Genomic DNA, 13420 nt, shown 5'->3' with positions numbered 1-13420 from the left:
CTTACAGCTCGAATGCCTTGAGCGCGCGGTTGACGTTCTTGAGGAGGAAGTACTGCAGGTCGGGTGAATCCGGGAACGGCGAGAATCCGAACTTCCGGTAGAAGGACGCAGCTGAGTCGGTGAGCGCCTGGACGACTATCGTCCGGGCACCAACGATATCGGCAGCGCGCGCGGCTTGTAGTACCGCATATTGCAGCAGTGACGACCCTACTCCCTGACCGCTGAAGTCTTTGTCCACAGCGAGGCGCCCAAGTAAGACAACGGGAATCGGGTCCGGCATGTTGCGGGCAAGCGCGCCTGGAGCACTTGTCGGTGTGATCGAACTTGCCGACAGACAAAAGTAACCAGCGACTCGCCTGGTCGGTGAGTGGATCGAGACAAATGTGCGCGACGCGCCGACTTTCTCGTTGCGCAGAGCTGTCTGCCGGAGCCATAAGTCAAGAGTGGGTTCCCCGCAGTGAAATCCTGCGGTGTCGTCAGTCGTCAAAATTGCGCGCGGCGTCTCGAAATCAGTCACTGAAGACTGACCGTCGCTGCAGCAGTTCCACCATTCCCTCGACGACCTGTTCCGGCTCATCAAGCAGCCGGTTGAACGCGTCGAAGGCCTCCGCGGAGACCGCGAACTGCCGATCCCGGTCGATCACTTCGCGGGCGCGCTCGGTGAGCGCGTCAGCAGAAAAGTCGCTGACCGTCCTGCCTTGTACAGCTGCGGCGCGTTCGATCATCGCCTTCTGTTCTGACGTGAGTCGAAGCTCAAGCCGCTTGTCCTTCAAAGCCCCCATAGCGGCAGTGTACGGCATTATTCCGTACCTTTTCGGCGTTAAAGGCCAGGCTCTGATGACGCTCGGATTTTCATTGAGGCTTTGCCATACGGTCGCCGCCGACACGAGGCAGAAGCCCCGCCCCGGCCGAGGCCGAGACGGGGCTTGCTCACGAGGACTATGCGTAGCTGCGGGCGCGCGCCCACGGGATCGGCAGCAGCTCGGCGACGTGCACCGGCCGCACGTCGCCACCGTCGTTGACGATGACGCGCACGTTCGGCGCGTACATGGGAACGAGTTCCCGGCACACGCCGCACGGGTTGATCACTTGCGGCACGTCGTCGGGGTCCATCCCGACCGCGACGATCGACTCGATGTCGGTCTCCCCCGCCATCGCGGCGTTCGCGAGCGCGCTCGGCTCCGCGCAGATGCTCACGCGGTTCGAGAGCAGGCTCAGCCCGAGGTAGGTGCGTCCAGACGCCCCGCGCGCGGCGACGGCGACCCGGTGCCGGTCGGGGTCGTGGGATCTCGACAAGAGATCGGATGCCAGTCGGCACAGCTCCGCGTCGGCGCTGCTCAGTTCGGCCATCGCCGTCCCCTTCCCTCTCGTGCTGCCACTCAGACGCCGGTGTAGACCGTCTTTTCCCACGTGTAGAAGTCCGTCGCCGAGTGCCCCTGCTCGCGGAAGGTGTTCGACGAGGAGTCCTTGATGCCGCCGAACGGCACGTGCAGGTCGAGGCCCGAGGTCGGCCGGTTGACCTTCACGACGCCCGCCTGGATGCGGTTCGAGAAGTCTGTGGCGTGCGCGAGGCTGTCGGTGCAGATTCCCGCGGTGAGACCGTAGCGGGAGTTGTTGAGCGCGGCAAGGCCGGCCTCGTAGTCGGGCACGTCGAGCACCGCGACGACGGGTCCGAAGATCTCGTCGGTCGCGATCGCGGCGTCGTGGGCGACATCGGTCGCGATGACGGGCTTGAAGCGCAGTCCGTCGGCGTCGGTCGAGCCGTGCAGCAGGCGAGCGCCGGAGTCGACGGCGCCCTGTACGGCGGCGATGTCCTGCTCGAGCTGGCTCTCGCTCACGACGGCGCCCATGCGGGTCGACGCGTCGAGGCCGTCGCCGGGCTCGTAGGTCGCGGCGATCGCGGCGAGCTCGTCGAGGAAGGCCTGGCGGATGCCGGGTGTGACGTACACGCGCGATGTGGCCGTGCATGCCTGACCCGTGAGGCTGAAGGCGCCGGCCGCGACGACCTGGGCGGCCTTGCACGGGTCAACGTCGTCGAGAACGAGCACACCGTTCTTGCCGCCCATCTCCGTCTGGATGCGGGCGCGGCGACCGTGCAGAATCTGCTGCAGCCCGAGGCCGACCTTCGTCGAGCCCGTGAACGACAGGGCGGCGACGCGCTTATCGCGGGCGAGGTAGTCCCCGACGACGCTGCCGCGACCGTGCACGACGTTGAAGATGCCGTCGGGCAGGCCGGCGTCGCGCAGGGCGATGCCGAGGTGCGTCGCCGACATCGGCGTGAGGTCGGCGGGCTTGAGCACGACGGCGTTGCCGCTGATGAGCGCGGGCGCGGACTTCCACGCGGGGATCGCGATGGGGAAGTTCCACGGCGTGATGAGGCCGACGACCCCGAGCGCTTCCCGGCGGGTGGAGATGCTCGTGTCGGGGGTCGCGCTCGGGTAGACGGTGCCGCTCGCCGACCAGCCGAGCGAGCCGAAGAACTGCAGCACGCCGATCGCGCGGCCGACCTCGCCGGTGGCCTCGCCGCGGGTCTTGCCCTCTTCGCGCACGAGGTCCTCGGCGATCTCCGTCTGCCGCTGCTGCAGCAGCTCGGCTGCGCGCAGCAGCACGGCTCCGCGGGCGGGGGCCGGAGTGTTCGCCCACGCGGGCTGCGCGGCGGCAGCCGCTGCGATCGCGGCATCCGTGTCGGTGCCGGTTCCCTCGGGAGAGACGACGGCGACCTCGTCGAGGCGGGCGGGGTTGCGGCGCTCCTTGGCGGCGTCGCCGATGAGCTCGCCGCCGATGAGGTGCTGCGCGACTGCGGTGCTGGTGAGAGTGGGCATGGTGTTTCCTTTCGTCGTCAGAGTGTTCCGACAAGGCCGCCGTCGCAGCGGAGTGCGACGCCGGTCACGTACGAGGCAGGGCCGCTGCACAGGAAGGCGGCTGCGGCGCCGAATTCGGCCGGTTCGCCGTAGCGGCCGGCGGGGATGGACTGCTGCGAGCGCTGTTCGACCTCCTGACGCGAGAGGCCCTGGCGTTCGGCCTGCGCGGCGTCGAGGTTCGCGACGCGGTCGGTCGCGATGCGACCGGGCAGCAGCAGGTTGACGGTGACGCCGTCGGCGGCGACCTCGGTCGACAGCGTCTTGAGGTAGTTCGCGAGAGCGGCGCGCCCCAGGTTGGATGCCGCGAGGTTCGGCAGCGGCGAGACGATGCCGCTCGAGCCGACGGCGAGGATGCGACCCCAGCCGCGCTCGCGCATACCCGGCAGCGTCTCGGAGACCAGTTGCCGGTGCGGCTCGACGAGCTGCTCGAAGGCGGTGCGGGCGCCGTCGGCCGTCATGTCCGCGGCGGTGCCGGGCTTGGGTCCGGGGCCATTGAGCACGAGGATGTCGATGAGACCGAAGGCGTCGCGCGCCTGCTCGAGCGCTCGGGTGCGCGACGCGGCGTCGAGCACGTCGAGCTCCAGGCCGATCGCGGACGGCAGGGCAGCGGCGATCTGCTCGGCGGTCTCGCGGCGGCGACCGGTGATGACGACATTCGCGCCCTCGTGCGCGAGCGCCTCCGCGGTCGCGCGGCCGAGTCCGCCGGTGGACGCGGCGACGAACGCGGTCTTTCCCCGAAGCTGCAGATCCATCAGCGCACCACCTGGAGTCGGCCGGCGCGTTCCAGATGGGCGTCGGCGATTGTCGACAGCTCGGCCGGGAACGCAACGGCGGGTGGCCGCACGGCGGCGTCCGCGAAGAGGCCACGGCGGCGGAACAGCTCCTTGCGGATCGCGAGGGCGATGCCGGGCTGCTGCTCGAAGTTGATGAGCGGCAGGTAGGGCAGAAGCGCCTCCCGCGCGGCATCCGCGTCGCCGGCGAGCGACGCATCCACGCAGGCGACGAGGGCCTCGGGGTACGAGAACCCGGTCATGGCGCCCGCCGAACCGGCGGCGAGCTCGTCGAGAAGTCCCTGTCCGCCGAGCCCGCCGAACACGGAGACCTCGAGCTTCGCGGTGAGCCGCGCGATCGCGACGGCGGTCGGCGGGGCCTCGGCCTTGACGGCGGAGACGAACCGGCACGCCTGCACGACGGCGATGACGGCGTCGGTCGAGATCGCGACGCCGCTCGCCTTCGGGTAGTCCTGCAGCACGATCGGCACGCCGGTCGCGGCGTGGATGCGCTGCAGGTGCTCGATGACCGCGTCGGCACGCGGCGAGTTCGCCTGCACCATGACGGCCGCAAGGCGGTCGCCGAGTGTCGCGTGCGCGTTCTCGATCTCGGCGATCGCCGGTGCGGTCGACAGCGACGTGACGCCCGCGACGATCGGCAGGCTGCTGTTCTCGGCGGCGACGCGGAGCACGTCCATCCGCTCGGCCGCGGTGAGCGAGGCCGCCTCGCCGAACACGCCGAGAACGGTGAGCCCGGTCGCGCCGACGGTCTCGTAGAACGAGACGAGCCGGGCGAGGCTGTCGGCGTCGATCGCGCGGTCGTCGCCGGTGAAGGGCGTCGCGACGACGCCCCACACGCCGCGGGCGAGGGGTTCGATGCGTGCGTCTGCGGGTGCGGTCATGATCACCTTCCGGGCCAGACGGGCTGGCGCTTCTGCTGGAATGCGGCGACGCCCTCGGCGGAGTCTTCGCTGTCGAGAGCGTCCATGAGCGCGGGAAGCCGCATCGCGCGGGCCTCCTGCGCGGTGAGGTGGGTGGTGCGCGTCACCATCTGCTTGACGGCGCGCACCGATGTGGGCGCGCAGGCGAGGATCTGCTCGACCCAGCGGTCGACGGCGGCGTCGAGGTCGGCGGCCGCCGCGACCTCGTTGACGAGGCCCATGCGCTGCAGTTCCTCGGCGGGCGCCTTGCGACCGGTGAGCAGCAGCCCCATGGCCTGCGTGTATGGGATGCGGCGCACGAGTTGGTGGATGCCGCCGTCGAGGGCGAGCCGGCCGACGCGCGGTTCGGTCAGTCCGAACTTGGCGGTGTCGGCGGCGATGACGATGTCGGCGCCGAGCACGATCTCCATGCCGCCGCCGAGCGCGTAGCCGTTGACCTTCGCGATGACGGGAACGTCGAGCGTGGTGCGCAGGCTGAGCCCGCCGAAGCCGTTGGGGTCGAGCTCGGCCCAGTATTCAAGACCGGTCTTGTCGACGGCATCCGCCGACATGTCGGCCCCGACGCAGAACGCCTTCTGCCCGCCGCCGGTGATGACGACGACGCGCACGTCCCGGTTGTTCTCGATGCTCGCCCAGATCTCGTTGAGCCAATCGTGGGTGGCGCGGTCGACGGCGTTGAGCACGCGCGGCCGGTTGATCGTGACGGTCGCGACGCCGCGCTCGTCGATGTCGAACGTGACCTCGTCGACGATCTGTTCGGTGGCGGTGGCGCTCATCGCAGTACTCCTAGCTCCTGCAGTCGGCGGATCTGGTCGTCGTCGAAGCCGTTCTCGGCGAGGATCTCGGCGTTGTGCTCGCCGAGCCGCGGGGCGACGCGGCGCACGGTCGCGGGCGTCTCCGACAGGTGGATGGGTGCGTTGAGCATCCGGAACCGGCCCGCCGTGGGGTGCTCGGCTTCGACGATCATGCCGTTCGCGGCGGTCTGCTCGTCGTCGAGCGCCTCGGCGAGGGTGCGGACGGGCGCGTTGAGCACGCCGACGCCCTCGAGGCGGGCGGTCCAGTGCGCCGTGGAGTTCGTCGCGAAGCGCTCGGCGAAGATCGCCTGCAGCGCCGACCGGTTCTCGAGCTGCTTCTCGAGGTTCGCGAACTCGGGGCGGAGCGTGAGGTCCTCGTCGAGTTCGAGCGCCTCCGAGATGCGCGCGAGCGGGTCGGGGGTGAAGCCGCCGACCATGCAGACGGCGGAGTCGGTTGTCGCGAACACGCCCGTGAGCGGCATCCGCCCCCAATTGACCTCGAAGCCGCGGTTGAGCTGCATCGCCGCCTCTTGCATCTGCATGTGCAGCATCGAGTCGTACATCGTGACGTCGACCCTCTGCCCCTCGCCCGTCACGTCGCGGGTGCGCAGCGCGAGCAGGATGCCCTGGAACAAGTGCATGCCGGTCGTGTAGTCGCACAGCGTCGTCGGGTAGACGGCGAGCGGGTCGTCTTCGGAGCTGCGCCGCCACATCACGCCCGAGTAGGCCTGGTTGATGACGTCCTGGCCGCCGAGCTTCGCGTAGGGGCCGGTGCTGCCGAAGCCCGTTCCCGACGCCCAGACCAGGCGCGGGTTGAGCTCCCGCAGCTGCTCATAGCCGAAGCCCATGCGCTCCATGACGCCCGCGCGGAAGTTGCTCACGACGACGTCGGCGCCCGCGATGAGCTCGCGCACGACCGCGCGGCCCTCCTCGGACTTCGTGTCGATCGTCATGCCGCGCTTGTTGCGGTTGATCGACTGGAAGATCGGGTTGTCGGTGCCGTCCTTGTCGGGGTACGAGGTGCGCGAGGTGTCGCCCGTGCCGGGCCGCTCGATCTTGATGACGTCGGCGCCGAAGTCGCCGAGCATCTGCGTGCAGCTCGGTCCCATGAACACCTGGGTGAAATCGATGACCCGGATGCCGTCAAGCGGCAGCGTCGTCGTGGGCTCCGCGGCCGTCGGCGCGGCATCCTGAGCGTTCTGAATGTCCTGCATGGTCATACCGCCACCATCTCCTCCTCGTCGATCGTCGCGTTCTCCGACGGGATGTCGCCCGGGTCGGCGTTGTGCTGACGCATGCGCTGCTGGATGTCGAGCGGGTCGACGTCGCGCACGCGCACGCCCTGCTCGAGGGCGAGGGTAGCGGCGGATGCGACGGCCTGCCCCATGGCCATGCACGGCGGGATCTCGCGTGACGCCTTCTGCGCGTCGGGAGTGGCCGAGTAGTGCCGGCCGGCGACGAGCAGCTGGTCGACCTCCGTCGGCACGAGCGAGCGGTACGGGTAGTAGTAGTCGCGGCCGCGGGCGACGGTGTCGCGGAAGTGGCGGCGCTGCATGACGTCGTCCTTCGTCATGACGTACTCGCCCTGCAGCAGGCGCGTCTGGCGCACGCCGATCTGCGGGGCGACGTCGAGCACGTAGGCGTCGGCGAAGCCGGGCAGGTTCTCCTTGACGTAGTCCACGGCCTCGGCGATGCGCTCGCGGGCGGCGAACTCGGCCTCGGTGAGTGAGACCGGGTCGGTGCCGTCGAAGCCCGACATGTGCGGGGCGTTGCACCACACGACACCGGGGAGCGGTGTCTTGAGCCACCACAGCTCCCACGCACCGCCTAGGATGCGCTTCACCTTGCGGTTGATGGCGCGCGCGGCCTTGGGGTCGCGCTGCTCGAACTCCTCGGCGAGCGCCGTGTCGACGCCGCCGAGGCGGAAGACGAGCGTGGTGATGTAGCTGCCCTGGATGTACTCAGCGCCGGCGCGGGACGCGACGTCGATGTCTCCCGTCGTGTCGATCACGACGTCGGCGAGGTGCGCCTGCGGGCCGGACTTCGTCTCGACGATGGCGCCCTTCATGACCCCATCATCGACGATCGGACGTGAGAACCACGAGTGCAGGCGCAGGTTCACGCCGGCCTCGCGCACGAGGTCGTTCGAGACGCGCTTCCAGCCGTCCGGGTCGAACGCGGCGGCGTAGCAGATGGGCTTCGGGTTCGTGTGGCTGTGGAAGTCGAAGGTGCCGTAGCGGCCCCACTTGTTCCACAGCTCACGCGAGGTCTTGCGGTCGTCGGCCGGGGGCACGACGGCGAGGCCGAGCTTCTGCATGCGCTCGATGTACTCCGAGACGATGCCGGTGACCGTGATCTCCTGCCCGTTGATCATGTCGTCGAGCACGAGCACCATGCCGCCGGAGGCGAGGCCTCCGAGCGAGGCGTAGCGCTCGAGCAGGGTGACCGACACCCCGCTGCGTGCGGCGGTGACGGCTGCGGCGACACCGGCGGGGCCTCCCCCGACGACGAGCACGTCAGAGCGTGTTGCGATGGGAGCTCCGAGGCTGTCTGAGGTGACGAGGAGGTCGAGGGACTTCATTGTGATCTCACTTTCCGACGTGAATGCCGTTGACGCGGCGGGCGAGCAGGTAGAAGACGATGCTGAGCACCGAGAGCACGGCGACGTACACGGGGAAGGCCCAGTCGACGTCGATGGACTGGAACCAGACGAGCAGGTACGAGGCGGTGCCGCCGAAGACGGCGACGCCGATGCCGTAGCCGAGCGACGTGCCGGTCGCGCGGATGCCCTTGGGCATGAGCGAGGTGGAGACGACGTTGTAGAGCGTCATGTTCATCGCGAGGATGACCGATCCGCCGAGCAGCACCGCGGCGAAGCCGCCGATGCCGGGCTCCACGTAGAGCAGCATGAGGAACACGGACGGGATCGCGAGGATGCGAGTCACGAGGAACCAGCGCGAGAGCGCACGACCGTCGACGAGGCGTCCGACGACGAGGCTGCCGACGATGAGGATGAGGCCGAGGATGGTCGTGAGCGCGAACACCGCGGTGGGGTCCTCGCCCATGGTCGAGCGGGCGGCGTTCGGCAGGCCGACGTTCCATGCGTAGTTGTAGGCCTGCACGGCGCCGACGACGAAGATGATCGCGAGAACGCTGAGCCAGCTCTTGCGCACGCCGGTCCAGACGGAGCCGGTCGTGGTGTCGACGAGTTCCTCCGCGCGCATGGTCTCGGGGAGCGTGCGGCGCAGGTAAAGGATCACGAATCCGAAGAGGGCGCCGACGATGAACGGGATGCGCCAGCCCCAGTCGCTCATGGCGTCGCCGCCGATGACGAGGGTGACGAGGAAGCTCACGAGCGGGGCGCCGACGATGCCGACGTTGACGTAGAACGAGATGATGCCCGCGACGTAGCCTTCGCGGCCTTCGGGGACGAGCTCGACAGCGTGCGCCGTCGAGAGAGGCGCCTCGACGCCCGTCGAGAGACCCTGAACGACGCGGCACAGCAGCAGGATGACGCCGGCCCAGATGCCGATCTCCTGATACGTGGGCGAGACCGCGATGACGAGCGTGCTCGCCGCCATCATGGTGATCGAGAGCATCATGACCTTGCGGCGTCCGATGCGATCGGCGACGGTGCCGAGGATGATGCCGCCGAGCGGGCGGAAGAGGAATCCGACGGCGAACACGGCGAGCGCGTCGAGCGTCGCGGTGACGGGGTCGGTTGCGGGGAAGAAGTGAGGTCCGATGTAGGCCGAGAGCAGGCCGAAGATCATCCAGTCGTACCACTCGAGGGTGTTGCCGAGGCCGAGTCCGAGGATTCCGCGCCGGACTTCCGGTGAGAATTTCTCGCGACGAGCGGTCTTCTTGTTGACGCCGGTGTCAATCATGGTTCTCCTTATCAAGCGTCGTCGTTGGTGCTTGACGGCAGGCTCCATCGACGTCGGACCCAGGCTGGGTCGACGCGGAGCTGTGGATGGGATCAGGCAGTGACCGCGGAGTGCGGGACTACCAGGTGGGTGGGGAGTTGATCCAGACCGCTACGCACGTCTCGTCGTAGCTGTTCTTGTACCAATGCGGAATCGTGGAATCGAAGGTGATGGAATCGCCGGCTTCGAGCGTGTACTTCTGGCCATCGAGGTACACGTCCTTCCTGCCGGAGATGATGATCCCGACTTCCTCTCCCCCGTGGGTGAACGGATCGGCGCTCGTGTCATGGCCGGGAGGGGTCACGACCCAGAGCGCTTCGATGGTCCCGTTCAGATCCGGAGTGAGCAGCTCGTAGACGGCCTCCCCCACGGCCTCGGGAGCCACTCCCTTGAGGTCTCGCCGTTCGCCCTTGCGCACGACGGGAGACCTCGTCTCGGCATGGTTCGGGAACAGCTTCCCGACTGGGATCTCCAGCCCATGCGCGAGCTGCGCCAGCGTCGTGAACGACGGGTTGGCGAGCCCTCTCTCGATCTGGCTGACGATAGCGGGACTGAGGTTCGTGACCTCAGACAGTTCGGCGAGGGTCAGGCCCTTCTCCTTGCGGAGCGCGCGAACGATGCTGCCGACATTAGCGAGAATCTTGTCCACGGACGGTGCCGGTGACTCCAGAACCATGAACTCAACTCCCTTCGGTGCCAGACGTTCGTTTTAGTATATTGAAGATCTTCAGTGAGTCAATGGCATCGCTAAAAATCTTTACTATCCTAAACAGAAGCGTAGACTCTCGCGCAATGCGGCTCGAAAGGAGGGCTCGTGCCTCGACCACTCGACGGTATCAAGGTCATCGACTTCACGCAGGTCATGCTCGGCCCGTCCTGCACGCAGGCGCTCGGCGACTTCGGCGCCGACGTCATCAAGGTCGAGCGGCCTGGCCGCGGCGACCTCTCTCGCGAGGGCGTCCTCAAGCACACGGGGAGCGACAACCCGGTCTTCCTCGCCCTCAATCGCAATAAGAGAGGTATCGCCCTCGATCTGACGACGGATGCCGGCCGCGAGGTCGCGTACGACCTGCTGCGCACCGCCGACGTCGTCGTGAGCAACTTCCGCCCCGGAGTGATGCAGCGCCTCGGCCTCGACTACGAGACCGTGTCACAGATCAACCCGCGCATCATCTGGGCGAGCGGATCCGGCTTCGGCGCCACCGGGCCCTACGCCCACAAGGGCGGCCAAGACATCCTCGGCCAGGCCTACTCGGGCGTCATGCGCCGCAAGGCCGACCCGCTTCACCCGACCGCGATCTACGCGACGCCGATCGCCGACTACACGGCCGGCCAGCACCTCGTGCAGGGCATCCTCCTCGCCCTGCTGCAGCGCCACCAGACCGGCAAGGGGCAGAAGGTCGAGGTGAGCCTCTACGACTCGATGCTCGCGATGCAGATGCAAGAGGCGACCACGCGCCTCATGTACGATCAGGAACTCAACTGGGCGCTCATGCCACTGAGCGGCTGCTTCCCCACCCAGGATTCCGAGATCGTCATCGTCGGCGCCTTCAAAGAGAACCCGCTCGGCGACATCTGCGCCGCGTTGGGTCTCCCCGACTACTCACGCGAGGAGAGGTTCTCGACCCTCGACCGGCTCAAAGAGAACCGCGCTGAGATCCGCGCGATCATCGCCGAGCGCCTGCTCGATGACACGAGCGCGCACTGGCTCGCCGCGCTCGAGCAGCACGACGTGTTGTGCGGGCCCGTCAAGAGCCTCGCCGAAGCCCTCGCCGATCCGCAGACGGCGCACAACAACATGATCATCGAGTTCACGGATGCCGCAGGCGAGGTCGTCAAGACGATCGCGTCACCCATCACCATGTCCGCCGTCACGAAGGAAGTCCGACACACGCCGCCGCGCCTCGGCGAGCACAGCCGCGAGCTGCTCGCGGAGCTCGGTTACGACGATGCGCGGATCGACGGGCTCGTGCAGAGCGGGGCGGTTCGGTAGTTGGGCGCATGCCTGGACGGCGTAGCGCCTCTCCGTCTCTCACCGCTGTTACGGTATGGACGTGACCCACAAGCGCGTGCTCGAAGAACTGAAGGCCTTCGTCCTCGAACGTGACTGGGAACAGTTCCATTCGCCCGAGAACCTCGCCAAGAGCATCTCGATCGAGGCCGGAGAGCTGCTTGAGTGCTTCCAATGGAACGCGGAGTATTCGCTTGAGAGAGTCCAGAACGAACTCGCCGACGTGCTGACGTACTGCATGCTTCTCGCAGACAGGCTTGGAGTAGACCCCGACGAGATCATCCTCGACAAACTCCGCATGACTCGCGAGAAGTACCCAATCGAGCAGTCTCGGGGTCGGAGCACGAAGTATGACGAGCTTTAGGATCGACCGCCACGAGTTCTCGGCGGATGAAGTCAAGTCGTGGACGAAGCTCGACCGGCGCTACACGAACTGGCCCGTCGTCTACACCCTCGACAACGACAAGGAGATCTACGTCGGCGAGTCGCTCAACGTTGCTGTGCGAATGCGGCAGCACCTGGATTCGCCAGAGAAGAAGAGGCTCCGAGCAGTCCGCGTGGTCTTCGACGACACCTTCAATAAGTCCGTCTGCCTGGACCTCGAGTCATATCTCATTCGGCTTTTCGCAGGCGATGGCAAGTACAGCGTGCTCAACCGGAACGAGGGCATTACCGACGCCGACTACTTCAGTCGCGCACGCTACAACGAGACCTTTAAGCAGATCTTCGACGAGCTGTTCCACCAGGGTGCGTTCACCCGCACCATCCCAGAGATCGAGAACAGCGACCTGTTCAAACTCTCGCCCTTCAAAGCGCTTACTACGGATCAAGCGATCGCCATAGAGGACATTCTGGAAGGGCTCTTCAACGACCTCGAGTCCGGGGCCCGGAGCACGATCGTCATCCAGGGCGACCCGGGAACAGGCAAGACCGTCGTCGCGATCTACTTGATGAAGCTCCTTCAAGACATCGCGACCACTCTCCCCGCAGAGGCAGTCGACAGCGACTCCATATTCTCTGAGTTCTTCGTCGAGGGGTACGGCGAACTCTTGAAAGACTTCCGAGTGGGGCTCGTTGTTCCTCAGCAGTCACTCCGAGCCTCGATTCAGAAAGTCTTCCGCAAGACCCCGGGGCTCAGCAGCGATATGATCCTGACCCCGTTCGACGTCGGCTTGAGCGAGCAGAAGTTCGACCTCCTCATCGTCGACGAGACGCACCGATTGAACCAGCGCGCGAACCAGCCGTCCGCGTCTCAGAACGCCAGATTCACTCTCATCAACGAGCGCCTCTTCGATGACGACGACGTGAGCCACACCCAGCTCGATTGGATCAAGACTCAAAGTACGCACCAGATCTTCCTCCTCGACTCCGCTCAGAGCGTGAGGCCCGCCGACCTCCCCTCTTCGGTTCAGCAGGATCTCGTGTCGGCGGCGACGAAGACGCAGCGCCACTACAAGCTGTCGTCGCAGATGCGCGTCAGAGGCGGGGCTGATTACGTCGACTACGTCCGGCAGGTCCTCAGCCCAGAGCCGCCCGAGCCCCAGGCGTTCTCCAAATACGAGTTCCGTCTATTCGACGACTTGGAAGAGATGCGAGACGCGATTCACGCTCGTGATCAAGAGGTCGGTCTTGCTCGGATGGTCGCGGGATATGCCTGGCCGTGGAAGAGCAAGAAGGATCCACTTGCCTTTGACATCGAGATCGATGGATGCCAGTTCCAGTGGAACCGCAGAGCGACCGACTGGATCAACTCACCGGGCTCAATAGACGAGGTCGGGTCAATCCATACAGTGCAGGGTTACGACCTGAACTACGCGGGCGTGATTATCGGCCCCGACCTTCGGTACAACGCCCAACAGCAGAGACTCATCTTCGACCGATCACACTACTTCGATACCAAGGGCAAAGAAAACAACCCTCGGCTCGGCCTAATCTACACGGATGAGGACCTGCTGCAGTTCGTGTGCAACATCTATGCGGTTCTCCTGACACGAGGCATGCTCGGGACGCTCGTTTACGTGTGCGACCCAGAACTACGCCAGCATCTGAGCACGTACGTCAGCAGCGGCGATATTCGGCACCTACATTGATTTCGCCCCGGAGAGCCAGGAGCAGTG

Annotated in this window: 14 protein-coding genes; 3 read left to right on the top strand and 11 right to left on the bottom strand. The window is 66.6% G+C overall.

Annotation, left to right across the window (positions count from 1 at the left end; genetic code table 11):
* Position 1: 1 nt before the first annotated feature.
* From BLV49_RS06800 to BLV49_RS06750, 11 genes are all read right to left on the bottom strand, one after another.
* Entirely contained in the window at positions 2–517 is a 516-nt protein-coding gene (locus BLV49_RS06800; protein ID WP_218132603.1) for a GNAT family N-acetyltransferase, read from the bottom strand.
* Positions 510–800 (bottom strand): type II toxin-antitoxin system TacA family antitoxin, encoded by a 291-nt coding sequence (locus BLV49_RS06795; RefSeq protein ID WP_245723561.1) that lies wholly within the window; start codon positions 798–800, stop codon positions 510–512. Before BLV49_RS06795 ends, BLV49_RS06800 begins: the two co-directional genes overlap by 8 nt.
* A 139-nt stretch (positions 801–939) precedes the next feature.
* Positions 940–1350 carry a cytidine/deoxycytidylate deaminase family protein gene (locus BLV49_RS06790; protein ID WP_091181778.1) on the bottom strand — a complete coding sequence of 137 codons (411 nt, stop codon included), beginning with the start codon at positions 1348–1350 and terminating at the stop codon, positions 940–942.
* A gap of 29 nt (positions 1351–1379) precedes the next feature.
* A complete protein-coding gene (locus BLV49_RS06785; protein WP_091181775.1) occupies positions 1380–2822 on the bottom strand; it encodes an aldehyde dehydrogenase family protein in 1443 nt (480 codons plus the stop codon).
* A gap of 17 nt (positions 2823–2839) precedes the next feature.
* On the bottom strand, positions 2840–3613 hold the full coding sequence (locus BLV49_RS06780) for an SDR family oxidoreductase (RefSeq protein WP_091181773.1): 774 nt from the start codon (positions 3611–3613) through the stop codon (positions 2840–2842).
* Entirely contained in the window at positions 3613–4533 is a 921-nt protein-coding gene (locus BLV49_RS06775; protein ID WP_091181771.1) for a dihydrodipicolinate synthase family protein, read from the bottom strand. Before BLV49_RS06775 ends, BLV49_RS06780 begins: the two co-directional genes overlap by 1 nt.
* Positions 4534–4535: 2 nt before the next feature.
* Positions 4536–5348: an enoyl-CoA hydratase-related protein gene (locus tag BLV49_RS06770; RefSeq protein WP_091181768.1), complete on the bottom strand. Its 813-nt coding sequence runs from the start codon at positions 5346–5348 to the stop codon at positions 4536–4538.
* Positions 5345–6580, bottom strand: coding sequence for a CaiB/BaiF CoA transferase family protein (locus BLV49_RS06765; RefSeq protein ID WP_245723700.1), 1236 nt, complete (start codon positions 6578–6580; stop codon positions 5345–5347). Before BLV49_RS06765 ends, BLV49_RS06770 begins: the two co-directional genes overlap by 4 nt.
* Before the next feature lie 2 nt (positions 6581–6582).
* Complete coding sequence (locus BLV49_RS06760) at positions 6583–7947, bottom strand: FAD-dependent oxidoreductase (RefSeq protein ID WP_091181763.1); 1365 nt, start codon at positions 7945–7947, stop codon at positions 6583–6585.
* A gap of 7 nt (positions 7948–7954) precedes the next feature.
* Positions 7955–9253 carry an MFS transporter gene (locus BLV49_RS06755; protein ID WP_091181760.1) on the bottom strand — a complete coding sequence of 433 codons (1299 nt, stop codon included), beginning with the start codon at positions 9251–9253 and terminating at the stop codon, positions 7955–7957.
* A 118-nt stretch (positions 9254–9371) separates the two neighbouring features.
* Positions 9372–9968: a helix-turn-helix domain-containing protein gene (locus BLV49_RS06750; protein WP_091181756.1), complete on the bottom strand. Its 597-nt coding sequence runs from the start codon at positions 9966–9968 to the stop codon at positions 9372–9374.
* Between the two features lie 138 nt (positions 9969–10106).
* On the opposite strand from BLV49_RS06750, the gene BLV49_RS06745 reads away from it, so the two are divergent.
* From BLV49_RS06745 to BLV49_RS06735, 3 genes are read left to right on the top strand one after another with little or no spacing between them, the layout of a single operon-like run.
* Positions 10107–11285, top strand: a complete 1179-nt coding sequence (locus tag BLV49_RS06745) for a CaiB/BaiF CoA transferase family protein (RefSeq protein ID WP_091181753.1) — start codon at positions 10107–10109, stop codon at positions 11283–11285.
* Between the two features lie 55 nt (positions 11286–11340).
* Positions 11341–11667 carry a nucleotide pyrophosphohydrolase gene (locus BLV49_RS06740; RefSeq protein WP_091181750.1) on the top strand — a complete coding sequence of 109 codons (327 nt, stop codon included), beginning with the start codon at positions 11341–11343 and terminating at the stop codon, positions 11665–11667.
* Positions 11654–13393: a DNA/RNA helicase domain-containing protein gene (locus tag BLV49_RS06735; protein ID WP_091181746.1), complete on the top strand. Its 1740-nt coding sequence runs from the start codon at positions 11654–11656 to the stop codon at positions 13391–13393. The genes BLV49_RS06740 and BLV49_RS06735 overlap by 14 nt, the downstream gene beginning before the upstream one ends.
* Positions 13394–13420 lie beyond the last annotated feature (27 nt).

Origin of the sequence: Paramicrobacterium humi, assembly GCF_900105715.1 — a bacterium.
GTDB lineage: Bacteria > Actinomycetota > Actinomycetes > Actinomycetales > Microbacteriaceae > Paramicrobacterium > Paramicrobacterium humi.
The sequence above is the reverse complement of the archived record's forward strand: the minus strand, read 5'-3'. Positions and strand labels throughout refer to the sequence as shown.